This is a genomic window from Thermogemmatispora onikobensis (assembly GCF_001748285.1).
GTDB classification, from domain to species: domain Bacteria; phylum Chloroflexota; class Ktedonobacteria; order Ktedonobacterales; family Ktedonobacteraceae; genus Thermogemmatispora; species Thermogemmatispora onikobensis.
In genome coordinates, this window is sequence record NZ_BDGT01000060.1 from 1 (window position 1) to 26,534 (window position 26,534).

Below are 26,534 nucleotides of genomic sequence, written 5' to 3' on the forward strand. Positions count from 1 at the left end.
GAGGTAGTAGGTGTAGTCGACGAAGTTGAGCCAGGCCAGGCGCGGGCTGGTCCCCCAGTCGTAGAAGGCCAAATGGCAGGTGACGAGCAAGCTCAAGAGCACCACCAGACCAAGGTAGGCCGGCGCCAGCAGCGAGAGCAAGAGCAAACGTAGCAGATGCCCAACGGAGCGACAGGCCTGGACAGAGGTAGCCACAGCAGGCGGAGGAGCCAGCATATTCTGGGGAAAGAGTAAGAGCAGAGTAGTGAAGAGGAGCAGCGAGAGGGCACTGCTTACCCCGCCGATGACCGAGAGCAGCATATCGCCCGCGGCGGCCCCAGTCTGCACCAGGAACGTCACCATCATGCAGGCGCAGAAGCAAAGCAAGAGCAGCGCCACCCCCCGACGATAAGCATAGAGCCAGACCAGGGCCCCAACTGCAAGAAAGAGCAGGGCTGCAAGGGCAGAGACGCCGAACTGGAGAAAAGCATAGGGCAGATAGGCAAGAGAGACACTGTGTGGGAAAAAGACCCAGGCGTCACCCCCCAGGAGCAACACATAGACCAGAGCCAGCACCAGAATCGCCACCAGACGCCCAACTCTCGGAAACGAGCGCGTTGTCCTCGTCATACACTCCCTCTTGAACACCTGAGATCCTTTCAATCACAGTCCGAGTAGTTGATGTAATTCGGGCGGAAGAGGCTGGCATACCTCGATAGCCTGCAGACAGAGGCGAGCGCGTTCGCGATAGAGCAGGCAAATGCTCCAGGCGGCGGTGATCGCCTCGGAGAGGCGGGCGGAGAGAGCGGTGCTGATGGGAGCCTCCTGCTGCAGGGCGAGCAACTCTTCGGGAGAGCAGCCAGCGGAGGCAGCGAGCACCAGCGGGAGCGTCTTTTTCCCACGGCGGAGATCGGACTTTGGCCGGGAGCATGCTGGGGAGGAAGCCAGCAAGGCATGCAGATCGTGACAATCGTTATCGAGCTGGCCCGCGATCCCCAGCAGCTCCCCCAGGCGGGTGAAGAGTTCGCAGAGGGAGGGAGAGGCTCCAGCGACCAGGGCGCCGAGACGGCAGGCCAGGCGCATGAGTGAGCCAGCCTTTGCCGCCGCCAGCGCCAGACAGTCCTCACGTCGAAAGGCGCTCAGCGGCTGGACCTCCGCGAGGAGGTCGCGCTGCTGACCAGCCAGGCAGGCCAGGCTCGCCGCCTGCAGCTCACTCAAGAGCACCAGCGGCTCGCTGGCGGGCGCTTTGGCTTCAGAGGCAACCGTCAGAATGGCTTGCTGAGCCAGAGCCAGCAGGGCAGCAGCCACGTTGATGGCACGTGCCTCGCCCATCGCCTGCAGCAGCGGGGTCTGATCATCATCGACCAGATCGTCAAAGACATCAATGGCGCAGACCAAACACTCTACCGCCAAAGCAGCCCCGGCAGCATAATCCAGCGCGACAGCCGGACCCAGAGAACGCGCGATCAAGAAAGTGAGCAAAGGCCACTTTCCCGCCCGCAGCTCGCCCGGTCCCCACCTCTGAGCTTCAGCACCTGACTCCGCCGCCTGCCAGGCGAGTAACTTGCCCTCCTGGCGCAAAGCCAGGGCTACGTCCTCGCGCAACGGCACAGGTACCTCGGTAAGCAAACGCTCCAGGCGCCCGTAGAGAAAGGCCAGCCCCCCCCCAAAAGCCCTTTCCCAGACAGCCATCTCCCCGTCTTCGCTCATGCTCCCCAACTCACCTCGCTCCCTCGCACCTCCGCCTGCTCCCTTCTCCATCACGGATGCCACCACCACATGGGAGGACCCAGCGACGTACCAAGAGCAAGGTGCGGAATCAACTTCTTCAGCACTTCCAGCACCAGAGGCTCCATGCGCTCGGCAGCGGCTACGCGCTCCAGATCGCTGAAACACGCCTGGCGGAAGTCTTCATCATTATAGAGGCGATGGACAAGCTTACACAACTGCTGTTCTTCCACAGTACACTCCTTCCCTCTCTTCACTTTAGAGAGACTTCCCATGAGAGCACGCCTTTGCATGCTCTGCGTCAGAGCATACCACATATCTAAAAGAAATGCAAGAGCATAGAATATATATATTTAGATGTATCTATGAAACAAAGGGGGAAGAGAGCGGGCACGCAGCGCAGCATATGGTCCCAACGCAATTGACGAACGGGGGCCTTACCGCTAGAATCGAGGAGAGATCTCACGCCAGAATCTCACGCTTGAGCGAGGGCACCACTATCCGAGCAGAAAGAAGATGCATCGTTGGAACCAAAGCGCGGACCAAGAGGAAGTGCTTCCACCTGTCGGGGTGGACCCACTGGGAGTGCTCAGCACTACCCGCTGCGTGGTCGAAGATGGCGAGCATGTCTGGATTAACAGCGAGCAGATCCAGACCCTCAGCGAGCGCTGGGCTGAGCTGATCGGCCCGGCGACAGCTGGCGCCTCTGGACCATCAACCGGCTATGATCGCTACCATTTCTTCGATGGCAGCGAGCGCAGCGTGAACTGGATTCTCTTGCTCGATGCGCTCAATTTCTGCTTCTGGCCAGAGAAAGATCAGCCGCGCTGGAGCATCACCTATCAGGGGGAACACCTCAGCGGCTACTGGGCCGAGGCTGCCGCTCTGACGCGCGCGGTAGAAGAAGGCCGCCCCATCTGGGATGCCGCTTACTTACGCGCTATGAGCCGCGAGGAACTGGCCCTGATCTTCCGCAGCGAGCAGGAGCAGCAAATCCCGCTTTTTGAGGAGCGCCTGACCCACGTTCATGAAGTCGGGCGCGTTCTTTTGGAGCGCTTCGATGGGCAATTCTCTCGGGCTGTGGCTCAGGCCGCCGGCAGCGCGGTGCGCCTGGTGCAGTTGCTCGTCGAGGCTTTCCCGTCCTTCCGCGATGTGGCCCGCTATCGTCAGCGCGAGGTGCGCTTCTTTAAGCGTGCCCAGATCTGCGTCGCCGATCTTCACGCCCTCTTCCGCGGCCAGAGCTGGGGCGCCTTCCACGACCTCGACCAGCTGACGATCTTCGCTGACTACAAGTTACCCCAGCTGCTGCGCCATTTCGGGGTGCTGGAGTATCATCCCACTCTGGCCCAACGGGTCGACCAGCAGGAGCTTCTCCCTGCCGGCAGCGAGGAGGAGGTCGAGATCCGTGCAACTACGGTCTGGGCTTGCGAGCTCCTCCGCCAGGCTCTGGCTGCCCGTGGCCTGCCCATGAAGGCGATCGAGATCGATCAGCAGCTCTGGTTGCTCAGTCAGCGCATACCTGATATGCGACCTTATCATCGGACCCGTACTATCTATTACTAGAAGCATTGTCTAGTAGAAATCTGCACGGAACTTGTTTATCCCTGGAGTAAGATGATTCTGAAGACGCTGTTGGCTGCCCTGCCTTCGCCGCCGCGGGCCATCTACCCCGGTGGCCCTCTCAATGAGACGGCTGCCCTGGAACAGCTTCCTGTCTCTCAGCTGGCCTATGACTCGCGGCGCGTCGAGCCAGGGACGCTCTTTATTGCTGTACCCGGTACGCATACCGATGGCCGCCGCTTCCTGGCCGAGGCCGCCGCCCGCGGCGCAGTGGCCGCCCTCGGCGAGTCGCTGGAGGGCTTCGCCGCCTCTCCTCTTCCTTTGCCCTATATCGAGGTCGCCGAGGTGCGCAGCGCTCTCGCCGATGTGGCCGCCGCTTTCTACGGCTACCCCGCTCGCCAGCTCTGGACAATCGGCGTCACTGGTACCGATGGTAAAACAACTACCTGTAATTTGATCTGTACGATTTTGGAGACCGCTGGCCTGGCGAGCGGACTGATGACAACGGCGAATTTTAAGTTGAAGGGCAAGGAGTGGGAGAATACTACTCGCCAGAGTACACTGGAGGCCCTGGAGATTCAGGCCCTGCTCCGACGCATGCTGGACGCCGGCGTCACCCACGCTGTGATCGAGGCCACCTCTCATGGCCTGGAGCTGGCCCGCGTGCGCGGCTGCGAGTTCGATGTGGGCGTGGTCACCAATATTACGTCGGAGCATCTGGATTTCCACGGCACCGTCGAGAACTACCGCCGGGCCAAGGCTCGCCTCTTCGAGATGCTGGATATCAATCGCCAGAAGACGCTGCCAACCCGCGCCGCCGCTGTGCTGAACCGCGACGATAGCAGCTTTGCGTTCTTGTTGCCTTTCTGCCACGCTCCGGTCCTGGACTACGGGATCGATACGCCCGCGAGTTTCCAGGTGACGGAGCTGGAGCTGGGGGCCACCGGCACGCGCTTTTCCGTCCGCTTCCCTCATGAACGCCAGCCTGTTCCTATGAGCACCCCTCTGGTGGGCCGCTTTAATGTGAGCAATTGCCTGGCAGCCATCGCGGTGACCTATCATCTGGGCCTGAGTCCGTCTCAGATCGCTCAGGGCCTGGCCCGCGCTCGCAGCGTGAGCGGGCGCATGGAGCATGTGGCCGCCGGCCAGCCTTTCTCTGTGATCGTGGACTACGCCCATACGCCCGATAGCCTGCAGAAGGTACTGGCAACGCTCCGCCCTCTGACTCCAGGCCGCTTGCTGCTGGTCTTCGGCTCCGCCGGCGAGCGCGATGTCCAAAAACGCCCGGCTATGGGCGCTGTGGCTGCCCAAATGACGGATTTCTTCGTTATTACTGATGAAGATCCGCGGGAAGAAGATCGCCTGAAAATCCTGCAAGAGATTGCTAAAGGAGCAATAGCTGCCGGAAAGCAGGAGGGCCGCGATTTTCTGTGCATCGCGGATCGCCGGACGGCGATCGCTACCGCTCTGGCCGCCGCGCGCCCAGGCGATACGGTGCTGCTAGCTGGCAAGGGCCATGAGCAAAGCATTATTATGGGTCGCGAGAAGCTGCCCTGGAATGAGCGACAGGTGGCACTCGAAGAGCTGCAACGGCTCGGTTATGACGGCAGTAGCTCAACTCTCTAGCCGTTTATCGTATCTCTCAGCAATGGAGTGCGTCTGTGCTCGTAATCGATGCGATAGTCGATGTGATAAGCGTATGTTTTTTACTTTCTGCTTCTTTTACCAGGACAGACAGAGCCAATCACTGCAGAAAAATCATGCGGGTGGAGAGAGATCAGCAGGCCTCGCTTGAGCCACGGCTAGCCAGCATGGTGTCCGGGCCTCTTTTCGCCCCGGGGGAGTAAATCGTATGGGACTACCAGCTATTCCTGATGCCTATCTGGTGCCGGTTATTCTGATTCTGACGTTTGTGGCCTCGGCACTGCTCAGCCTGATTTTCTGCGGTATCGCCAGGCTGCTCTTTCCAAAGTTCCGCAGCGGCGAGCACAAACCTGGCCACCACCGTTCCGACCTGCGCTCGGACCTGCCCGCCAGCGGACGCGAGATTAAGACCATTGAGCTACCCCTGGTCGGCGGGCCTTCGTTTACGCTGGCCATGTTGATCACGGGCCTGGTCGCTGGCTATCTGCTCTTCCATTCTGGTGAGCAGTGGACACTCCTACTGATCGGCCTGGGCGCCACGCTCGGTTTTATGCTGATCGGCCTGGTCGATGACTGGCACAAGGTCTATAGCAAGGAAGGTCTCTCAGAACGGGCGAAGTTCACGAGCTTGTTTGTGCTGTCGGTGGCCGCAGGAGCTTGCTATTTCTTCCTGACGCCAAAGGGGCCGGAGTCCTACAGTCCCTATATTGGACTCCCCATTATCGGCCATTTGATCTGCCCAAACGCCAGTCCGGAGATGAGCGCTTGTGCGCTGCATCCGGGCGAGCTGGCTTACTATGCCTGGCTGGTCTTCCTGGTGTTGATGACCGGCGTGACCGGGAGTGTGACCTCTCTGGCAGTGGATTTTAGCGATGGACTGGATGGGCTGGCTGGTGGCCTGGTCTTTAGTGCGGCGCTGGCCTTCGGCATCGTGACCACCGGCATTATTGACCGCCCCGAGGGCCAGGTGGTCGAGGTGCTCTCTCTACTCTGCGCCGGCAGTACGCTTGGCTATCTTCCCTGGAACTGGCCGTCGGCCTGGGCCGCACGCGGACGGCGCAGTAGCGCTAAACGCCTGGCTCAGATCTATATGGGCGATAGTGGGGCCTTGGCCCTGGGCGGCTTGCTGGCGATGATTGCTATTTTCGATCGCCAGGAGACGCTGCTCTTCCTGGTGGGCGCTGCCTTCGTCCTGGAGGGCCTCTCGGCTCTCTCAGCCCGGGTGATTACACGCTTTTATCGCCGTCAGCTCCATATACTGCGTTTCGCCAGTACGCGCGAGTTTATCCCTCATACGGAGTTTCCCCGCCCTTTCCTGGCCACGCCGCTGCATCACCATTTCGATCTGCTGGGCTGGGATCGACGCCGCCTGGTCTATGGCGCCTGGGCCCTGGGCGCTTGCTTCGCTGTGCTTGGGGTGATGGTCGGTCTGGCACCTGAAACCTGGCAGCGCTACCTGGGTCGTATCCTGGTTTTGCTCCTGGCCTGGATCGTCTGGTCCAGCGGTTCGTGGACCCGGCGCTACTTCGTGGGAAAGCATCCCCCTGAGCGTTCGCGCCGCCGCCGCCTGGCTCTCTACTATGGCTTCCCCTATCGCATTATGGGCATCCCGCTCTACCACCTGGTGGAGGTGATCGAGGCCAGCGAGGATGTCATCGAGACGCCAGCTGAGGAGTTGGCGCTCTGGCAGCGGATGACGATCTTCGATGCTCGCGCTATGCTCGGCCTCTATTGCTACCGCGCCGGCTACTATCCCGCGGCTCTGGCACAATGGACCAGGATTCCCGCCGGCAATCGGGCCCTGCGTCCGGCTATCGCTCGCTTGCTGGAGGAATTGGACAGTCGCCTGGCGCTGGAGAAGCAGGAGACGCAGCCAATTAAGCGAGAAGATTTGCTGAGGCATCAGGAGCCACCGCTGATCACGGGGAATCTAGGCCCGGCAGATGTGCCTAATCCGCATGAGCCGGTGAGCGGTACGGAAGCGGAGGCTGTGCAGGAATCCTGGCCGCTGCCGATGAGTACGTCGGTTGAGGAGACCGCGGAGCGTCAGTCAACCTCGGGAGGTGAGAGACTGTCACCAGAGATGCATTCACGTGACCATCGCCTGGAAACCTCCCATAACGGCCATAGCGCACCAGATGCACGACGCCTGGCAGCGACAACAGATGCGGGAGGGCGAGAACAGGTCTCGATAGGGAGCGGCAAGACCGCCAGCACGCAGAGACACTCTCGCTCGCCGTTGGGCTGGCTGCAGCGTTTCTTGCACCGCGGTGCACGTTCCAGCCACCCTTCGCAGCAGCATCTCTAGTACGGTAAGTCAGGCCGCTCCAGTCTGTTCTGCTGCTGCCTGATCCAGCCAGCGCAGCCATTGTCGAGGGATGGCATCCCAGCCCAGGCTCTCACCGGACCTCGGCGATGGCTGCGCTGCGCTTTGAGTGTCGCCAGGGTGCCAACCCCGCCTTTCTGGCTCAGGAAGCTTCTGAGGTGGGGTCGGCTTGCTCTTCAAGGGCCATGAGCGCTGTTGTTGTGCCAGCCAGAGCGTCGGCCTGCTCTCCCTCCTCAGAGAGGAGGCTTTCAAGGCGCTGCTGGAGAGCACGCCGGGCGGGATGCCCAAGACGCTGATCAAGGAGGAGGGCCTGTGTCCAATGTTTCTGCGCCAGGGCACGCTGGTCCTGGGCCGAGGCCAGGTCTCCCAGCCCCTCATGAATAGCGCTGATTTCCAGCGGGGTTCCTAGCTCGGTTGCGAGCGCCAGCGCCTCCTCGTAGTAGGTGCGCGCTTCACTAAAAGCCCTTAGCAGGCGTGCTGTATCGCCCAGGCCGCGCAGAGCCTGGACTGTCAGGGGACGTGCCTCTTGCTCTCGGGCCAGAGAGAGGGCTTGCTCAAAATATTCGCCGGCTTCGTGAAGAGCGCCCTCGGCGAGTACCAGGCTGCCCAGGGCGGTGAGAGCCTGCGCCTGATCGACACGGTTGCCCAGGCTGGTGAAGATGGTCAGGGCTTTCTCGTAGAAGCTGCGAGCCGCTCCCCAATCGCCAAGCGCGCGGCGTACTTCACCTCTGAGGCGAAGGGCCAGCCCTTCACCAGGGCGCATGCTCTGCTCCTGAAAGATCTCCAAAGCCAGTGCGCTGGCTTGATCGGCTTCATCGAGGTGCGCGTGCTCCAGAGCAAGTTGGGCCTGCTGCGCCAAAGCCCAGGCGCTGCCTGTGCGCAGTCCCTGAGAGGTGAAGAGGCGCTGGGCCTCCTCACAGGCAGCCTGCGCCTCGCGATAGTTGGCAAGGGCCTGCCAGATCCGGCTGCACTCCAGCCAGGCCCAGGCGCCTCCTTCCTGGTCGCCACTGCTCCCCAACTCCGTCAGGGCCTGGCGACAGCGGGAAAGGGCTTCGCGGTAGCACCCGGAGCGACGCAGGACTGAGCTTTGTACCAGGGAGGCCCAGCCTTGCCCTTTGGAATTGCCCCCTCGCTCGAAACTCACTAGCGTCTGCTCCGCATAGGCGGCTGCCTGGCGAAGGTTGCCTTCGTCACAGGCCAGCATGGCTAGCTCGTAGAAGGTCCAGGCAGCCTCTTCTTGCTGATTTTGCTCCTGATGCAGCTGCAGGCTGCGCTTCAGGCAGGCTACGGCCTCGGTATAGTTGCCGAGCTGACGGAGAATGGCCCCCAGGCAACATTGAATCTGCCCCTCGCCCGCTTTGTCTTCAAGGCGTACGGCATAAGAGCCGGCGCGACGCAGAATGGCCAGCAGTTGGAGGGCATAACCACGTCCAGACAAGGCCCAGGAGGCCCGTACTGCCGTGCGTACCGCTTCTTCTAGCTCCTCAGCCCCTACAAGGTGCTCAAAGGCGGCAAACCACTCCTCGGGACTGGGATGGGGTAGCCCCAGGTAATAGGCCGCGACTACCCGATGCACGCGGCGACGCTCTTCAGCAGGAAGGTAGGAGAGGGCAAAGTTGCGGACCTGCGGGTGAATGCTGTAGGTCCTTCCATCGAAACTCATAAATGAAGCGTGCACCAGCTCATCACGGGCCGCTCGCCAGTTGGCGGCCAGCTCGGCGGGAATCACCGCGCCAGCTCCGCAAGGCTCGCCCGCCGTCCTTCCCTGCTCTCCCAGCCACTGGGCAGCCAGCAGGGCCGGGGGCGCCGGCGCGGGATCGCACGTTGGTCTGTCTGAACGATGGGGAGCGACCAGCATGGTGATCTGATTGGCGCTGAAGGGCAGACGAAAAGCAGAGAGATAGGAGAGGAGCAGGCGCGCTGCGGGCGAGAGGCGCAGATAGGCCACCTCCAGAGCGGCCCAGATCCCCGCCAGGGGCGTCTCTCGCAGCTCATCACGGATCTCTTCGAGCGAGCGCGTGGCAGCTTCAGGCGTAAAGACCTTGCCGCCGATGGAGTGAGCAGAACCAAAGATGAGCTCGGCTCCCAGCGGATGGCCATCCAGAAGCGTGCAGATCTCGTGCAGAATCTCTTGCTGGACTGGATCGTCCAGGTGAATGCGCTTGTCCAGGCCGCTCTGGGCCGCCAGCTCGCTAAAGAGGCGGAGCAGGTCTTCACGGGTCATCTTGCCGATAGGATACTCGTACCAGCGCCAGGCGGCCCCTTCCTGCAGACCAAGGGTGGCGGGATGGGAGAGCGAGGTCAAGAGCACCACAACCCGCTCGGGCAGCTCGCTGAGGAAGCGCAACCAGAGCTTTGACTCGGTCGGATCAGTCACTTCCTCAAAGCTATCGATGAGCAGCAAGCAGGGCAGTTCGCGATCGGTGCGGGCATGCAAGGCATTAAGCAGATGACGTGCTCGCTGACGCAGATCCGGGATCAGCAGTAAGCGGCTGGCCAGGCCAGGGAAGGCATGAGCCATCTCGACTACAGCCTCGGCGAAGGTTTTCCCTCCCTGCAGCGAAATGCCAATGATGCCCCCGATGCCCGGGAACTTGTCGCGGTTGCGCCGCGCCACCTCGAAAGCCAGGGCGCTTTTGCCGATACCGACCGGACCAGTCAGGACGATCTGACGCAGACGCGAGCGCGGTTGTTGCCCGCGTAGGTTGGGGAGTTCTTCTTCAGCCTGGGCCGCCGCCGTAATGAGCTGCGTCAGCTCACTCAGCTCGCGCTCACGGCCAACGAAGCAGGTGGGAACGGGAAAGTTCGCCAGGAAGAGATCTCGCTCCTCTGTCTCTTCCTCCTGGGCCAGTAGAGGCACCGGGTCCTCACAGCCCGGACTGGCATGCCGATAGAGAACCGGGATGAACCAGCCACTGTGATGCGGGGAAAGCAAAGCATGGCGAGCGCGGGAAAGGGCTTCCTCCAGGGTGCGCCCGCTCGCCAGGGCCTCGTAGAAATGATAGATGAAGACCGGACTGAGGTTGTCCTGGAGCGAGAAGGGCATCGCCACGACCGCCGGGATCTGAGCCGTGACGAGGGCCGTGGCCAGCGAGCTGTCCAGCGCCACCTGCCGCTGACGGGAGCGCTCGCGCTCCAGACGCGCCGTTTCGCAGGCTGCCAACACCACCAGGCGCACATCGCTGGTGACAAGCAGTTCACGCAGCGAGTGCGTATCGATGTAGCAGCGCTTCCCCTGCTCATCGCAGAAGCAGAGATAGGTTTGGGCACTGACGCGCGCCAGCGAGGCACCGCAGGCTTGACAGCGCCGCTCGTCAGGCTCATTGAAGGCCCCACATTCCTCGCGTGGACAGACCCGCCCATAGTCTCCGTGACCATCAAAGTGGACCACGTAGCAGGGAGTTTGCACCTCGCTGTCGTCCAGGACGCCAGCACCGCCATAGGCATTGAGATAACGCACCAGCTCGCTAAAGGTGCACGGCTCCAGACGATTAAGAACCAATTGGCCGCTCTCCACGAGACGCTCCAGACCACGACGCAAGGCCTCGTAGCTGCGCTCGGTCTCCAGCGGCTCCCCGTCAATAGGAGCCGCTCCAATGTAAAGGACACGCAAAGGTGGATGCACAGGGAGTTCACAACCTCCTGGCCCATCGGGACGCAGGAGGATGCGGGTCAGGGTAAAGACGCCTGTGGCCACCAGGAAATAGTCCCCGTTGTGCAGTAGCTCCCAGGGATAGGGAATGAACTCATCACAGCCGGGGGCAAAGCTAAGGGTGAGCGCTACCGTGCCACGACGACGGAGGGTGCGCTGAATCACGCTCTGTAGCAGGCCACCCACGGATTCAGCCCGCTCACGAACACCAGCGGGGAGAGCGCTCGCCCGTCCTGACCTGCCAGGCTGCTTGCCACAGAGGGCCGCAAAGAGCCGCTCGCCGATTTCGCGTTGCCCCTGCCCATCAATCCCCTGGCGATCGAGGCGCTTACGTAGCATGGTAAGGGAGCGTGAAGTAAACGGGGGAACGAAGTCGCCGCTGACACTCTTCCCAGACCAGCTGTCTCGGACCTCCACGGAAAAGCCGCCCTCAGCGCGGGTGCGAAAGAGTATGTTTAGTGTCTCACCCATCTGTGCGGTCACTCTTCTCTTCCAGAATGGCAGCGCGCTTTACTACGCGGACTTTTTAGAGAAGGACTTGAGCCATTATAAAAGTACTCGCTTCAATCTTAAAGTATAGCACCAGAAAGCAGCATAAGAAAGACGAGGTCGATGGCGCCAGGCCCCACCAGGGATCTCCTGTAGAAGGAGCAAGCCCGTGCCCAGCAAGGATCAGGGCAGTTGAGACCACCTGTCCCCCCCACCTATGCTCTTTCAGGCCCCTTACCAGGGACAGATCGGGGACAGTCCAGCCCCCGCTTTCACTCCATTCCGCCCCTGCCTCAACAGCCCTGCTCAGAGAGCCAGGACCAGCGCGGCGGGTCGCTCGCACCTCGCCAGAGGTTGGAACAGCCGGCAACCCAGGCCCGGCGCCTACCACACCACATGGCTACTCGCCCCAGAGGAGTTCAATCTTGCCGAAACGCACTACATCACCTACCTGGACGCCCGCTTCTTCTAAAGCACGAGTTACCCCCATCTTCTCTAGAGTCACTTGCAGACGATCCATGCTTTCTTTGCTATCGAGGCGCGTCATGCTAACAACTCGTTCGACCCGCTTGCCTCGTACCACGAAGACCCCGTCCTCCTTACTAATGGTAAAGGCATCTTCAGGGAGCGGGCGCAAGACAGGACCCTGCACGGGAAGCTCCACAGCCAGCGTCTGCTGCTGCTGCTCCTCGCGCTTGATCTCCTCCAGGCGTCGCGCCACAGCTTGCATCAGCTCGGTCGTTCCCTGATGGGCCGCTGCCGAAATGGCAAAGGCAGGATAGCCGGCATCTTCCAGTCGCTTCTTGAGGGCCGGCCAGCGCTCCCGCGCCTGGGGCAGATCCATTTTGTTGAGCACCACGATCTGCGGGCGGCGTGCCAGCTGGCGATCGTAGCTCTCCAGCTCGCGGTTAATAGCCAGGAAGTTCTCCCAGGGATCGTTTTCGACTGCACCATCAAGCAGATGGATGAGGAGGCGCGTACGCTGGATATGGCGCAAGAACTCCAGTCCCAGGCCCGCCCCCTGGGCCGCTCCCTCGATCAGGCCCGGGATATCGGCCAGCACAAAGCTCTGCAGGTCGGCACTGCCGGCCTGACCCAGCTGGACCACGCCTAGATTCGGCGTTAGCGTGGTAAAGGGATAATCGGCGATTTTGGGCCGGGCCGCCGTCACGACCGAAAGCAGCGTCGATTTGCCCGCATTTGGATAACCAACCAGCCCGACATCGGCAATCAGTCGCAGCTCCAGCACGAGCCAGCGCTCCTCACCCGGCTCGCCGTTCTGGGCCTCGCGCGGCGCCTGATTTGTCGGGGTAGCAAAATGAACGTTGCCCAGGCCGCCACGCCCGCCACGCGCCACCACCACCCGCTGCCCATCCTCTACCAGGTCTGCCAACAGCTCTCTGGTCTCGGCATCCCTGACCAGGGTGCCACGGGGCACAATCAGCTCGATATCTTCGCCGCTGGCACCGTGCATACGCTGCCGCCTGCCAGGTTGCCCGTTACCAGCTTTGAAATGCTGATGATAACGATATTCAATTAAGGTATTGACCGCCGCGCTGGCCCGCAGATAGACGCTCCCTCCCCGCCCACCATCGCCTCCGTCTGGCCCCCCACGCGGCACATACTTCTCACGGCGAAAATGGATCGCTCCGCTGCCCCCATCCCCAGCTTTGACAAAGATCTTGACTTGATCGTAGAACATAGATCTCATCCTGCAACAGCACAGGCATTGCCTTGCTTGCCTTCGCCTTGGGTTATAACGCAGTGCTATACTATAGCACAAAGCGCATTGCAGGAAAAGGGGGACCAGGCCGGCCCCCTGTCTGTTCAATCCGTCACTCCCCCACAAACAAGCCAGCGCCAGACTCGCGGTCGCCCTTCGAGTCTGGCGCTGCTTGCTGCTATCTCTCAGAAGATTCACGGCGTCAGGGCCGCCCCTGTACCGCCTGAGAGTCAGGCCATGCCGTCCTCACTCATCAGCGGAGTATCGACCAGATGCTGTGAGATAAACCAAACATGCATCTCATGCATACGAAGAATATCGGACATCAACATATCGTTGGTGCCATAATCTTTCAGCTGCTCCGTCAGCTCGATCCCCTGGCGCAGGCCCTGAATCACCGTGCGATGGGCCTCCAGCAGGCGGGCCAGCATGGAGGGAACGCTCTCGGCCCCACTGGGTGGGCGCTCAATTCGTGTGCGCTCGACGACCTCGAAAGGCATGCCGAGGGCCACGCCTCCCAGCATCTGGATACGCTCCCCGATCAGGTCAACGGTCTGCAGGATCTCCTCAGCATGCTTATCGAAGAGCAGATGAAGCTGATAGAAAGTAGGACCGGCCACCTGCCAGTGATGTTTCTTGTAGAGATGATAGAGCGTGATAGTATCGGCCAGCAGCTGATTGAGCATGTTAATGCTCTGCTTGCGTGCCTCCTCGGGCAGCTCAATCGGGAGCTGGCGCACCTGTTGGGGCGTCTGTATCTCGTACATGCGCTGCTTCAGGCGTGGCTGACCCTCAAACGCAGTCTTGCCAGTAGTATGCGTGCGCGTCGTCATATGCCCAACCTTTCCTTTCCTGATCCTCAAGCTCAGGCGTTCGCTCACAACGTCAGTAATTACTCTCCAGAGAGGATACGCGCCAGCAGCCTACCTGGTTTCAGCTCTTCGCTGCCAGCAGCACGGTCCCCCTGAAAGCAAGACGCCCGCCGTCAGGGGAGCAGGTATGGAAGGGAGTCAGCTGGCTGGCTGCTGTCCCGCCCTGCAGAGATTGCTTTCCCCTGAATGGCGGACGGACGTGGCGGTCTGCGACCTCGGCCTGGAGCTATAGGGAGTGTTCTTCTCTTCTCGCTCAGTCAAGGGCCGCTACCGGGACCGCTTCGCGACTGCCAGCTCGCTCAGGATAGAGGATCAGGCGGGCGCCGCGCTGGAAAGTGAGGTAGGCCCAGGCCCATTGGAAGAGGACCAGAACGCGGTTGCGGAAGCCGATCAGGTAGAAAATGTGGACGGTCAGCCACAATATCCAGGCCAGGAAGCCTGTCAGGCGCAACCGACCGATCTGCAGCAGGCCCCAGGCCCGTCCCACGGTGGCCAGGTTTCCCTTGTTGACATAGTGGAAAGGCGCCGGCTCTCGACCGGCCAGGCGCTGGAGAATGGCCCGCGCTACGTAGCGGCCCTCCTGCATGGCAACCGGCGCGAGACCGGGCAGAGGCTGCCCCTTCTCTTCGAGATGAGCCGTATCGCCAATGACAAAGATCTCGGGATGGCCCGGCACGCTGAGATCGGGATTCACCTTGACGCGCCCGGCTCGATCAACCTCGGCCTGGAGCCAACGCCCCGCTGGAGAGGCTTCCACACCAGCCGTCCAAATGATTGTCTTGGCCGGTAGATACTCCCCCCCGATCACAACGCCGTTCTCGTCGACAGCCTCCACCGGCGCGGAGGTGCGCACTTCGACGCCCAAACGGTTGAGAGCGCGGCGGGCCTTCTCGGCCAGCTCCGGCGGGAAGGAGAGCAGGATACGCGGAGCCGCCTCGACCAGGATGATGCGCGCCGAGTGGGGATTGATAGTGCGAAAGTCAGAAGCCAGAGCTTTATGGGCCAGCTCGGCAATGGCTCCCGCCATTTCAACGCCTGTAGGGCCTGCCCCTACCAGCACAAAGGTCAACAGGGCCCGTTGTCGATCGGGATCGCTTTCCATCTCGGCGGCCTCAAAGGCAAGCAGAATCTGGCGACGCAGGCGTGTGGCATCCTCCAGCGTCTTCAAGCCGGGAGCGTAGCGGGCCCACTCTCGATGGCCAAAGTAGTTCTGACCCGCCCCCGTCGCGATGATGAGATAATCGTAGGGAACGCTGCGCTCTCCTCGCTCGTCCAGGAGCACCCGCTTCCCCACCGTGTCAACACCAGTTACCTCGGCCAGCAGCACGCGGGTATTTTTGTTGCGCCTGAGCACATGCCTGATGGGAGCACTGATGTCAGCAGGCGAGAGGGCGGCTGTGGCAACCTGATAGAGCAACGGCTGAAAGAGATGATGGTTCGTGCGATCTATGACGGTAACTCTGACAGGAGCTTTTCCCAAGGCCCGCGCCGCCTGCAGTCCACCAAAGCCTCCCCCGACAATGACGACGTGCGGGAGATGCTCCTGCCCTCTATGAGAACCTCGCCAGTCTTCCCCTGTCAGGGCAGCAGGGTATTCCGGCTGGATAGGATCGTTCGTTCGTTTCGGCATGGCAGTTTTCCCTTTTCTCCCGAGGGAGAACAAAACGACGATGACAAGCTCTACGCTCCATCGTCGCTCTCTGACACGGTCTGATATCTACCCAGGGCAGACTCGCTTGCCCTGCTCTCGCGTAACCTCTCATCAGCAGCAGAGGACCTCGTTGCCTCTCCCTAAAAAAGAAAACACACTGATTCCCTGCCTGCATTCCAACCAGGACCTCCACAAGACAAGCCCCAGGCAGATGAGAGATGAGCGGCCCACCCGCCCCGCCAGGCCGGACTTTGTGAGCGACTGCGCGGCACTTAGAGGCGGCGTCTCCAGACTGTGGCCAGCGCCAGCGGCTCCGGCCAGATGAGGGAGCGGCGCCCTTCGTCCTGTTGGTGCGGAGCGAATTCAAAAGGCATGGGCAGCTCCGGCAGATGGGTGCCCGGCACAGCGCTGAGCTGGAGCGCCAGCTGTTCAAATTGGCCATAGGAGAGCGGTGTGACACCACTCCAGAGCTTCTGGCCTAGCACACGCACCGCCGGCTCGATCCGGTCGTCAAGCTGGGCATCGCTGACCACGTTGAGCTTGTCATTCCAGAGGGCAAACATGGCCCCTAACAGATGCGGGTCATCTGGCGCCAGGTTCAAATGGGGATTGGACAGATCAAAGATGAAGGGCTGCCAGCGCGTGTAGAGCGTTTTGGTGTCCAGATAGTCGTGATAGTAGCCGGCGCGCGGCACGATGTAGAGCAGATTGTCATTCATGTTGATCACCTGAAAGCCCTCACGCACCATCTGCACCGGATTGGCCCAGCGATTGTTCCAGACGTCCAGGACAATATTGCGAGCAATCGCTACGCGGCTTTTCATGAGCGAGAGACTGCCCCACATGCGCACCGTTTTGCCCTTGCTACTGATAAAGGCCGCCAGACGGTTGACGAAAGAGCGATAGCGATCGGCATCATTGAGCGCATACTCATCAGCTCCGATATGCACCTGGCTGCTGGAGAACCAGGGGAGGAACTCACTCCAGAGATCCTCGACGAAGCGCATAGTAGCAGGATTGGCAAGATTGAGAAATTCTTTAGAAGCGTGGGGACTGGCCAGATCGGGACGGTATTGGGTCAGGGCCAGATCGTGAGCCGGGGTATCAATTTCGGGAATAATGGTAACAGCATGCGCCTGGGCCAGCGCCTGCAAGGAGGCCATGTCTGTCCAGCTATAGGCCCCATCACGCGCTGCCAGGCCGGGAAAGCGCGCGCTCTGGAGTCGGAAGGCCGCATACTGTCGTCGCCAGTCAGTTCGCTCACCAGCACCTGGGGCGTTGTCATTGAGGTGAAGCTGGAATTCGTTCATCTTAAACCACGAGAGGAGTCGCACATAGTCCTCTAGCAAGGCAGGAGAAAAGTAGCGCCGTCCCACGTCCAGCATGAAACCCCGTACGGGGTAACGGGGATAATCACGCGCCAGACCTCGTGCCAGCTGGCTTTTAACAGGGTCTTGCATGAGCATCTGCAGCACCGTGCGCGTGCCGTAGAACACCCCCGTCTCAGTGTGGGCGCTGATCGTCAGACTATCGGCGATCAACAGCACATAGCCCTCGCTGCCAATCCTCGCATCATCATTCTTCAATGTAAGTAAGAGATCGCCGCTGCCAGGGGCCTCCTGTGTAATGATGGGCAACCGCAGGCCGGAGACGGCCTGCAAATCTTGCTGAAAGACCGCGGCTGTAGCGCGCAGGCGGCTTGCTGAAGAAGGATCGAGCACGATGCGTGCCCCGGAGGTCAAAGTAAAGGTCCCCAGGCCCCCATGCCATTCGCGCAGCGTTGGGATCACCAGGGGAGGAGGATTGACAGAGGTCGGCAAGGAGGCCAGAAAAATCACCAGGCGGGCCCCCACCAGGAAGAGGCCCAGGAGGGCCAGCAGCAAAGCACCAGTCAGGCGCCAGGTCAGGCGCCAGTGGACTGGAGGCCATCCTTTCTTAAAGAAGGCCAACTGAGGCAAAATCACGAGTAAGCTCTCCGCGCAGTCACCAGGATAGTTCGTGTTCCATTGTAGTACCTGCCGTCCGCTTTTACTAGTAGGGCAAGCTGATTAGCCGAATCGTACCATATTATCCCTTTTCCTGATGGGAGCTGAGAGCCTGAGCCAGGGCAGAAGAAGAAGAAGAGGCGGAGGAGGGACCAGACAAAGAGTGGGTCCGAGAGAAAGGCTTCCCCAAACCATGATCAGGAAGACTCTTGCCCTCGGACCCAGGTCAGAACAGTATAGATGATGGATCGACCCGACCGATCTACTCAGCGATCGGCTCGAGCTTGACGCCGATGCGCTCGCGCTTCAACTCATAGAGATTCGGCTGGCGCAAGGCCCAGTAGAAATGGTCCCAGTACTCGCCGGCCTCAGCGCCACGTGGGACCTGGATAATCACCGGACCATAGAACCCCACCTGCGAGCCTTCCAGGGCAATGGTTGGCACGCCAAAGGCGTGGTAGCGCTCAACCGCTTCCTGGTGATCAGCCTCTACCTCACGGATCGTTGACTCGTCAGCCAGCGCCTCATCAACCAGACCCGCATTCAAGCCGGCCCGCTCCAGCGCGGCGCGCACGCCAGCCGCCTCAGAGACACTCTCGCGGCGACCATGCTGGGCCGCACCCAGCGCCAGATAATAACGTTCTACGCCTTCATTGCCCTCGCGACGCCGCACCAGAGCCAGCGTGCGCAGGCCAGCCCAACCGTGATCTTCATAGTTCGGCTGCGCTCCCTCCTTGCGATTGACCAGCTCCAGGCTGAAGAAGCGCCAGGTCACAGCCACCGGGCGAACCTGGCGCACCTCGCGCATCCAGAGCGCCGTACGCCAGGCCAGCGGGCAAAGCGGATCAAAATGGAAGTTCACCTTAATGGGAATGGCAGATTCTTGCTGAGCCATAGGACGACAAAGACTCCTCTAGCCAATGGGTAAAGTAAAACAGTGGTGTTGCAAGAGGCACCAGAGAACGAAATGACTGTTATCACCATACAATCTGGAGCACAGGCCTGTCAAGGCAAGGGAGGGCGCGACAAAGCGACACAGCAGAGCCCAGGCCCCAGCCCTTGCTTCCGGCCCGACCGCGCCTGCTTTGCCAATGGTCAGTCACCTATTTACCAGAGCCGCCGTTTATGAGATACTGCAGAAGGCAAACATCCCTAGCATCCCTAGGAACTCAGGAGGGACAGGAAATCATGCCAGGACAGATCAAAAGCCCCGTCCGCACGCTCGGCGTCTTGACCGGCGGGGGCGATGTGCCGGGGCTAAACGCCGCCATCAAAGCACTGGTCTACCGGGCGGAGACGCTGGGGATCAGCGTCATCGGACTCCGCTACGGCTGGAGGGGCATCACCTTCCTTAACCGCAATCGCCCACGCGAGGAGCAGATCTTTCGCGCCGAAGACCCGCAAACCTGGGACGATCACTACTTGCTGCCGCTTCATCGGCTCAATACCCGCACGATCGATCGCCAGGGCGGAACGATCCTGCTCTCAACGCGCACTAATCCCGCGCGCGTGCGCGTGAGCGAGCTGCCCGAGCATCTCAAGCACCGCGGTGAGGGACGCGCCCCGCAGGAGTATCTGGATCTGACCGATGAGGTTCTGGCCAATATTGAGTTTCTAGGCCTGGACGGCCTGGTCGTCATCGGCGGCGATGACACACTGAGCTACGGGGCTGTGCTTGGGGCAAAGGGAGTCCCGGTTTGGGGCATCCCGAAGACCATGGACAACGATGTTCCTGGCACTGATTACTGCATCGGCTTCCAGACGGCTATCAACCGCGCAAGCGAGTTCATCGGGCGCCTGCGCTCAACCCTCGGCTCCCACAGCGAGACAGCACTCTTCCGCCTCTTTGGACGCGATGCCGGTTTCACCGCCCTGGAAACGGCCATCGTGACCTGGGCCGACCGCCTGCTGATCCCGGAGGTGCCGGCCAATATCGATCACCTGGCCGAGCTGGTTGCCAACGACCGGCGCAATAATCCTAACCACTATTCGATCGTTGTGCTCTCCGAGGGGGCTAATCTGGGCATTCCCGTACCGGAGATCGGTCCGGCGGATGCCTATGGTCATCGCAAGAAGGCTAACGTGGCCGAGTTCCTGGCCGGCCAGCTGGGCGAGCGCCTGCCAGGCGTGCGCTTCTTGCCGATCGATCTGACGTATATTCTGCGCAGCGGCGAGCCAGATGTCTACGATCGCCACATGGCCATCTATTTCGCCAATATGGTCATGAGCCTGGTGGAGCAGGGCATTCACGGCGCGATGGCCGGCCACCGCGAGGGCAAGATCATCTACACCGATCTCCCTGGGAAAGATAAGCCGCCACGGCGCGTCAATCCCGATGACTACCATCCAACTCGCTATCGCCCGCGCTTTGAGCAGATCACTGGTCCGTATATGCCATTGTGAGACCAGCAGCATCTTCACCCTGGCCGGGATAGTACCCGGCACAGAGCGGGCGAGCAGATCCCGCGACCTAAGAGAGTGGGGCGTGGAGTGGCAGGGCGCTCTTCCTATCCTCTCAGCAGTAACGTAGGGGATCGGTGAGGTGTAGACAGGCGCACAGCGTCGGCGTTGCCGTTGACAACAGCAAAGAGGCGGCTTCGCCGATCCCTCTTCGTAAGCCAGCAAGCGCCAGGCTTCTTTTTCTCTCATCTCTTCTCAGCGCCTGGCTTTCCAGCGGGCCTAAAATACGAGGCCCTCATCCCTCGCACGAGCTGGCTGGCTCGCCCGGCTGCCCAATTGGAAGCAAAGGCGGCTGCTCTTCTTTTTGCCATCCCGCCCGGGCAGAGGAGCTTGCCTTTTTCTCCACAGCACTGCACTGCCTCACGCAGCTAGAGTACTGGCCCTGGCAACGGCCACCGGGGTTGATGAGGACTACCCTCCGCGCAGGCCCAGGACGTCCTGGACAGGGGAGGGGCCTATTGATTATGACTCGACCATTTGCTGTGTAATTACAGGGGTTTGCCATCGACTATAGATGTCAGCAGCAAAGGGGGAGGACAAGGGGAACAAACGGCGTTTTGTGGGCCTGATAAGGGTCTTTCAGAGCCAGCCTAGAGGCAGCTTTAGCTATTTTTCAAACTTGACGAAAGACAGGATAATATGATAAATAAGAATAATGTTCTACTGCTAGCATCGTCAGTCCGCCCGCACCAGGGCCTTGCTACTTCCTGCTGTCACGGCCATCGCCAGATTGTTCTGGCCTCACTTTGAGCTGGGTGTTCGTTTTGACACTATCTGCCTTCCAAGGAGGTTGAATGGTCTATTACATCTTGGTCCCCATCGGTGTGGGACTTCTCGCCGTGCTGTTTGCGGCCTTTTTGATCAACGACGTGCTGCGGAGAGATACAGGTACGCCTTCAATGCAGAAGATCGCGAATGCCATCTTCTCCGGCGCAACCGCCTTTCTCAATCGGCAGTATCGCACCATCGCGTTGCTGGCGATCGGTGCGGCTGTGCTGGTGGCAGCCGCCCTGGCGCTCCTTGGCCAGGGTACGCTGGCTGCACGGTTCAATCTGGCCTGGCACACCGCTCTCGCTTTTCTGGTGGGAGCGCTCTGCTCTGGTATCTCGGGCTATACAGGCATGTACGTTGCCGTGAAGTCCAATAGTCGCACCGCCAGCGCGGCGCGCCGCAGCCTGGGCGAAGCCCTGGTCGTAGCGCTGCGCGGGGGAGCCGTTTCCGGCTTCCTGGTGGTGGCGCTTTCGATACTGGGTGTCTCTCTGCTCTTCACCATCTTTGGCGGCCTGTCCAGCCCGGCCACGACGCCGTCGTTGATCGTCGGCTTTGGCTTCGGTGCCAGCTTCGTGGCCCTCTTCGCTCAGCTCGGCGGTGGTATTTATACGAAGGCCGCCGATATGGGGGCGGATCTGGTCGGCAAGGTTGAGGCGAATATTCCCGAGGACGATCCGCGCAATCCGGCTGTGGTGGCCGACCTGGTGGGTGACAATGTAGGCGACTGTGCCGGGCGTGGTGCCGATCTCTTCGAGTCGACGGCGGCTGAAAATATCGGGACCATGATCCTGGGCGCCACCCTCTATCAGGCCACCGGCAACATCGGCTGGATGCTCTTCCCGTTGGTGCTGGGCGCCTTCGGGCTGATCGCTTCGGCCATCGGTGTGCTCTCGGTCCGTGCCTCGGCTGTGATTGAACCCGAGAAGGCGGCTGGCCGCGATCCCGGCCAGATTGCTATGCAGCGCCTGAATATCGGCTACTATATTACCTGTGCTCTCTCGCTCGTCGGGATGTTCCTGGGCTGCTATCTGCTGCTCGGACAGAGTTCGGTCTCGGCGAACTATGGTCTGCCCGCCTGGCTCTGGTTCGCCCTGGCCGGTACGGTCGGTATTGCTCTGAGCATCGCCTTCGTCTTTATCACGCAGTATTACACCTCCGGGACCTGGCGCCCGGTGCGTGAGATCGCGGCGGCAACCCTGACCGGCCCGGCCACTACGATCATCAGCGGCATTACGGTGGGCTTCGAGTGTATCGTCGCGCCCGTCTTGGCCATCAGTGCCGCTTTGGGCCTGTCTTACTTCTTCGGCAGCCAGGTCCATATCCCGCTGGCTTCCCTGGGGTCCATCAATGTCAGCGGGATCTTCGGTACGGCGGTGGCCACCGTCGGTATGCTGATGAGCTGCGCTTATATCCTGACCATGGATACCTTCGGTCCAATTACGGACAACGCCGGCGGCATCAGCGAGATGAGTGGCCAGGCAGAGTCGGTGCGCGCCATTACGGATGCGCTTGATAGCGTCGGTAATACGACCAAGGCCCTGACCAAGGGCTATGGCCTCGGCTCCGCTGCCCTGGCCGCTTTCCTGCTTTTCAGCGCCTATCTGGACGTGCTCTATAGCTTCCGTCACGATCCGACGGTCTACCGCGTCGATCTGGCCAATCTGGGCACGTTCGTTGCAGGTCTGCTTGGCCTCGCCTTGATCTTCTTCTTCAGCTCGTTGGCGATCCGGGCCGTGGGGAAAGCCGCCGGGCGGATGATCGAGGAGGTGCGACGTCAGTTCCGCGAGAATCCCCGCATTATGGCGGAGAACCCCGATGAGCGCGTCGATCCTGATTACGCACGCTGCGTGGACATCAGTACGTCGGGCGCTCTGCGCGCGATGGTGCTGCCCGGCACGGTCGCGGTCTTGACGCCGATCGCCGTGGGCGTGATCCTTGGCCCCCAGGCGGCTGCTGGCTTGTTGATGGTGGCTACCATGGGCGGCATCGTGGTGGCGCTCTTCTTGAACAACGGCGGTGGTGCCTGGGACAATGCCAAGAAATATATTGAGGCCGGCTATCTGCGTGTGAATGTGAAAGGGGAGATTGTCTCGCCCGACGATCCCGAGGGGATTGTTCTGGGCAAGAAGAGTGAGCCACATAAGGCGAGCGTGATCGGCGATACGGTCGGCGATCCGTTCAAGGACACCGCCGGTCCATCGCTCCATGTGCTCATTAAGCTGCTCAGTACCATCACACTGGTGCTGGCCCCTCTCTTCTACTTCCTGCATGTCTAGCTCCTGGTGGACAGGCAGGGACGACAAGGTGGAGGTCGGTCACGGATAGGCTCGTCCAGCCGTAATAAGGGAGAGGAGTGGAGCGACGGGCCAGGGATGACCTTCCAGGGTTGTGACTGGGCCTGACCTGGCGCTCGGGCGCTGCTTTGCCCGGGTGCTCCCTCTACGCTCGCCATGTGTATGGGATGCATGTTTCGGAAGGCAGACATGGCCTGGCGAGCTTGCTCCGCGTCGATATTCCGCTGGCTGCGGACTGCAAGCACCGCCTGAGATAGATAAGAGGACGGAGCAACTTCCTCCTTGCTTGGAAGTTGCTCCGTCCCTCTTTTTGGGCCCCGCCTACCACCTTCTTTGCGCTGCTCCATCCGCCGCTCTTTTCGTCAAGCCAGGGAGGTGGTGGCTCAGGAAGGTGCCTCTGATCTCAGCTCAGCTTAGCATTCGCTGTGGCCGCAGCTATAGCACTTGCGACAGCCTTCTTCGTAGACCATCGTGTTGCAGCCGCATTGCGGGCACAGGTTACCGGTGACGTTGAGGTAACCGATGTGCGAGGGCTCGCCAGCGTTGTTGTTGCTATGGCTCTCGTTCTCCGGCTGCCGATGGAGCGAGGCCGGGGTGCTCGCTCCGCTTTCGAGCATCTCTAGATGAAGCTCCAGCGCCCGGGCTACGGCGTCCGGCAGTGAGCGAATCTGCTGCGGGCCGAAACCAACGGAGCGGCTGCCGGCGATGCCCCGCAGTTGCTCAGCGACTTCGCGCATGCGATCAACCTGCGAGAGCGGGCTGGGAATGCGCAGGATGAGCGAGATGAGTCGCCCCAGGGCCTCAGCCAGCGCCAGGATGTCACTGCCGGCTTTGCCGACGTTGACGAAGACCTCTAGTGGGCCATGCTCATCGCTGTTGATGGTGACGTTGACTTTGCCCTCGGGAGCGCGAATCTTGCGGGTGTAGCCGTGCAGAACCTCGGGCGGAGGCTTGATCATCGGCCCCTGTCCCTGGCTCGTCCCGTGCTCAAGCCTGCTCTCGCTCTGCGGCGGCTGCTGTTCCTGAACAGGCTGGGCCGCCGCCTGAGCCTGCTGTTGCTGCTGCTCCCCTTTCTTGTCTTCGATATGGGACAGTACTCCGACTCGTGATCCGTCGCGCATATAGGTGATGCCTTTACAGCCAAGCTCGTAGGCCAGGGTGTAGAGCTTTTTGACGTCTTCGATTGTGTGGCTATTGGGAGCGTTGACGGTCTTGCTAATGCTGGCGTCGGTGTATTTCTGAATGGTGGCCTGAACACGCACGTGTTGCTCCGGCGTGAGGTCGTTGGCGGCCACAAAGTAGTCAGGAGTTGGTTCGCCCGGATGCTCGTCCCGCCAGGCTTTGAAGAGCGGATGGTAGAGGATATGCTCGCCTGTGCGGTCGCGACGCACCATGGCGAAGTCGTAGACTGGCTCGATGCCAGAGCTGACGCCGGCAAAGAGGCTGGTGGTGCCCGTCGGCGCCTGGGTCAGGAGAACGGCGTTACGAATGCCTTGCTTGCGGATCTTCTCCTGAATGGCTTTGGGCAGACGCTGGATAAAGCGCCCTTGCATGTATTTCTCACGGTCGAAGCGCGGGAATGGCCCTTTTTCTGCCGCGATGTCGGCAGAGGCATCATAGGCCGCGTCACGAATGGTGCGATAGATGCGCTCGATGACCGGGATGGAGCGGTCGCTGCCGTAGGGAACCTTCATTTTGATGAGGGCATCGGCCAGGCCCATCGTGCCTAAGCCGGTACGCCGCGTGGCCATCTGTGCCTGACGGTTTTCTTCGATAAAGTACTCGTTGGCGTCGATGACGTTGTCGAGGAAGCGCATGGCCACGCGAGCGGTCTCGGCAAGCTGCTGATAGTCCATTTCGCCGTCTTTGACAAAGGCGGCCAGGTTGAGGGCCCCCAGGTTGCAAACGCCCCAGGGCGGCAGGGGCTGCTCTCCACAGTTGTGCACAACGAGGCCATTGGCAATGAAGAGGTGCATCTGCGGCTCGACGAGATCATAGACCAGCTCTTCGCCATCCGGCTCCAGGCTCTCAAAGGTCGCCAGGTAGCTGACTGGTTCCTCGGAGGCCGCGCTCTGGGAGATGGCAGCGTTCAGGAGGTGCTGGCGACTGGCAGGCAGCAGGCCAATCTGGTCGCTGAAGCGTCGCAGCTGGCTGCCGCTGATGAGCAGTTCGTCGCCCGCCTCTCCAGGCTGACTCAAGTGCCGGGGCTGAATCGCGGAGAGAATGGCGAAGTTCAAGAGGAGCCGCTGGACATCTTCGAGCAGGGTGCGCGCACAACCGCTGAGGAGCAACGTAGAGAGGCCCTGGCTGTCGCAGACAAGGGTACCAGCCAGCGAGAAGAGCATGGCCAGGAAACCCTGCTGCATGGCTCGATTACCGCGCAGGACAGCGGCGGGCAGACGCTGGCCCAGCATCGACGCTTTGGCTTCGGCAGCACTGAGGGCCTGGGCTTGAGCCAGGATGGCCCTGGATAGTACAGGAGCGGGAGCAAGCAGACCGCCGGCGCTGATGCTCAGCCAGGCCAGGGCCTGACCTACCTCAGCGCTGCCCTCTGTCCCAAAGGCTCCGCCATGCTGTAGCAGATGAAGCTGCTCGCCCGGCTGGAGATCCGCAGCGGCCTTCCAGCCGTTCGTGGTCAGGATACGGTGATCAGCAGTGAGGCGCAGGCTGTAGCCTTCGCGCGTGCGCAGCCGGTAGACGGGCTTGATGCCTGTGGGGAAGACGGGACTGGCCAGGCGCAGGCGGCTGCTCTGTCCCGCTGCTCCTTTCTCGCCTTCTCTGAGGCTGACGCTGCGAGCGTGACCGACAAGGGCCGCCGTCGGGAGGTTCAGGTCTTCTGAGACAATCTGTACAGGTAGCCCGCTCTGGGCCAGCTCGCGTGCCGGAATGAGGCCCGCGCTGGTGTAGATGAGCGTGTCGCCGGTGACGCAGGGGTTGACACAGTTGATCTTTTCGTAGTACCAGGTGTTCGCTTCTTTGTTACAGCGATCCATGAAGACGACGCCTGGCTCGGCGGACTCCCAGGCCGACTTGCAAATCAGGTCCCACAGGTCGCGCGCACGCACCGTCTTCTTGACCTCTCCCTGCCAGATGAGGTTCCACGGCTCATCGTTCTTGACAGCCTGCATGAAGCGATCAGAGATGCAGACGGAGAGGTTGGCATGCTCGATCTTGCCCTCGGTGCGCTTGACAGTGATGAACTCTTCGACGTCGGGATGGGTGTCGTCCAGCATGAGCATGAGGGCGCCACGTCGCGAGCCTCCTTGCTGGATAACATCGCCCGTAGCCACCGAGTAGAGCTGCGCCCAGGAGCAGGGACCAGAGGCTGTGCCGTTGACGGTCTTGATGTAGGAGCCACGGGGCCGCAGGGTCGAGAGGTTGATGCCTACACCTCCACCAC

The 26,534-nt window shown here is 61.1% G+C and carries 15 protein-coding genes; 5 read left to right on the forward strand and 10 right to left on the reverse strand.

Features of this window, described 5'->3' with window-relative positions; translation table 11 throughout:
* From BGC09_RS19315 to BGC09_RS19325, 3 genes are all read right to left on the reverse strand, one after another.
* Positions 1-609 (reverse strand): hypothetical protein (locus BGC09_RS19315; RefSeq protein ID WP_141727864.1); only part of this gene is annotated, 609 nt, incomplete at its 3' end.
* 33 nt (positions 610-642) lie between these two features.
* Positions 643-1,689, reverse strand: coding sequence for a polyprenyl synthetase family protein (locus BGC09_RS19320; protein WP_069805857.1), 1,047 nt, complete (start codon positions 1,687-1,689; stop codon positions 643-645).
* Positions 1,690-1,739: 50 nt separating this feature from the next.
* Entirely contained in the window at positions 1,740-1,940 is a 201-nt protein-coding gene (locus BGC09_RS19325; protein ID WP_069805858.1) for a hypothetical protein, read from the reverse strand.
* A gap of 283 nt (positions 1,941-2,223) precedes the next feature.
* Between BGC09_RS19325 and BGC09_RS19330 the strand changes: the two genes are divergently transcribed.
* The 3 genes from BGC09_RS19330 (at position 2,224) to BGC09_RS19340 (ending at position 7,219) form a co-directional block, all read left to right on the forward strand.
* Positions 2,224-3,270: a queuosine 5'-phosphate N-glycosylase/hydrolase gene (locus BGC09_RS19330; RefSeq protein WP_069805859.1), complete on the forward strand. Its 1,047-nt coding sequence runs from the start codon at positions 2,224-2,226 to the stop codon at positions 3,268-3,270.
* 51 nt (positions 3,271-3,321) lie between these two features.
* Positions 3,322-4,893: a UDP-N-acetylmuramoyl-L-alanyl-D-glutamate--2,6-diaminopimelate ligase gene (locus BGC09_RS19335; protein WP_084659133.1), complete on the forward strand. Its 1,572-nt coding sequence runs from the start codon at positions 3,322-3,324 to the stop codon at positions 4,891-4,893.
* 226 nt (positions 4,894-5,119) lie between these two features.
* Entirely contained in the window at positions 5,120-7,219 is a 2,100-nt protein-coding gene (locus tag BGC09_RS19340; protein WP_069805860.1) for an MraY family glycosyltransferase, read from the forward strand.
* A 160-nt stretch (positions 7,220-7,379) separates the two neighbouring features.
* On the opposite strand, the gene BGC09_RS19345 is transcribed toward BGC09_RS19340, so the two are convergent.
* From BGC09_RS19345 to BGC09_RS19370, 6 genes are all read right to left on the reverse strand, one after another.
* Positions 7,380-11,360, reverse strand: a complete 3,981-nt coding sequence (locus tag BGC09_RS19345) for a tetratricopeptide repeat protein (RefSeq protein WP_069805861.1) — start codon at positions 11,358-11,360, stop codon at positions 7,380-7,382.
* A gap of 418 nt (positions 11,361-11,778) precedes the next feature.
* The gene (gene obgE / locus BGC09_RS19350; protein ID WP_069805862.1) at positions 11,779-13,080 is read right to left on the reverse strand and encodes a GTPase ObgE; all 1,302 of its coding nucleotides are present in this window, start codon (positions 13,078-13,080) and stop codon (positions 11,779-11,781) included.
* A gap of 251 nt (positions 13,081-13,331) precedes the next feature.
* A complete protein-coding gene (locus BGC09_RS19355; protein WP_069805863.1) occupies positions 13,332-13,934 on the reverse strand; it encodes a Dps family protein in 603 nt (200 codons plus the stop codon).
* A gap of 292 nt (positions 13,935-14,226) precedes the next feature.
* Entirely contained in the window at positions 14,227-15,603 is a 1,377-nt protein-coding gene (locus BGC09_RS19360) for an NAD(P)/FAD-dependent oxidoreductase (protein WP_084659134.1), read from the reverse strand.
* Positions 15,604-15,896: 293 nt separating this feature from the next.
* Positions 15,897-17,588, reverse strand: a complete 1,692-nt coding sequence (locus tag BGC09_RS19365; protein WP_069805864.1) for a beta-N-acetylhexosaminidase — start codon at positions 17,586-17,588, stop codon at positions 15,897-15,899.
* A 283-nt stretch (positions 17,589-17,871) separates the two neighbouring features.
* Positions 17,872-18,504, reverse strand: coding sequence for a mycothiol-dependent nitroreductase Rv2466c family protein (locus BGC09_RS19370; RefSeq protein ID WP_069805865.1), 633 nt, complete (start codon positions 18,502-18,504; stop codon positions 17,872-17,874).
* A 293-nt stretch (positions 18,505-18,797) separates the two neighbouring features.
* Here BGC09_RS19370 and BGC09_RS19375 point away from each other — a divergent pair, with 293 nt between their 5' ends.
* Complete coding sequence (locus BGC09_RS19375) at positions 18,798-20,012, forward strand: 6-phosphofructokinase (RefSeq protein ID WP_069805866.1); 1,215 nt, start codon at positions 18,798-18,800, stop codon at positions 20,010-20,012.
* A gap of 851 nt (positions 20,013-20,863) precedes the next feature.
* Entirely contained in the window at positions 20,864-23,116 is a 2,253-nt protein-coding gene (locus tag BGC09_RS19380) for a sodium-translocating pyrophosphatase (RefSeq protein WP_069805867.1), read from the forward strand.
* A gap of 431 nt (positions 23,117-23,547) precedes the next feature.
* Here BGC09_RS19380 and BGC09_RS19385 read toward each other — a convergent pair.
* Positions 23,548-26,534: ribonucleotide reductase barrel domain-containing protein (locus BGC09_RS19385; RefSeq protein ID WP_069805868.1), on the reverse strand; the 2,987-nt coding region annotated here is incomplete at its 5' end.

Bases quoted from the DNA above. Each gene is read 5' to 3' on its own strand.
- BGC09_RS19320 (WP_069805857.1), bottom strand. From the start codon at position 1,689: ATGAGCGAAGACGGGGAGATGGCTGTCTGGGAAAGGGCTTTTGGGGGG.
- BGC09_RS19330 (WP_069805859.1), top strand. From the start codon at position 2,224: ATGCATCGTTGGAACCAAAGCGCGGACCAAGAGGAAGTGCTTCCACCT.
- BGC09_RS19335 (WP_084659133.1), top strand. From the start codon at position 3,322: ATGATTCTGAAGACGCTGTTGGCTGCCCTGCCTTCGCCGCCGCGGGCC.
- BGC09_RS19340 (WP_069805860.1), top strand. From the start codon at position 5,120: ATGGGACTACCAGCTATTCCTGATGCCTATCTGGTGCCGGTTATTCTG.
- BGC09_RS19345 (WP_069805861.1), bottom strand. From the start codon at position 11,360: ATGGGTGAGACACTAAACATACTCTTTCGCACCCGCGCTGAGGGCGGC.
- obgE (WP_069805862.1), bottom strand. From the start codon at position 13,080: ATGTTCTACGATCAAGTCAAGATCTTTGTCAAAGCTGGGGATGGGGGC.
- BGC09_RS19355 (WP_069805863.1), bottom strand. From the start codon at position 13,934: ATGACGACGCGCACGCATACTACTGGCAAGACTGCGTTTGAGGGTCAG.
- BGC09_RS19360 (WP_084659134.1), bottom strand. From the start codon at position 15,603: ATGCCGAAACGAACGAACGATCCTATCCAGCCGGAATACCCTGCTGCC.
- BGC09_RS19370 (WP_069805865.1), bottom strand. From the start codon at position 18,504: ATGGCTCAGCAAGAATCTGCCATTCCCATTAAGGTGAACTTCCATTTT.
- BGC09_RS19375 (WP_069805866.1), top strand. From the start codon at position 18,798: ATGCCAGGACAGATCAAAAGCCCCGTCCGCACGCTCGGCGTCTTGACC.
- BGC09_RS19380 (WP_069805867.1), top strand. From the start codon at position 20,864: ATGGTCTATTACATCTTGGTCCCCATCGGTGTGGGACTTCTCGCCGTG.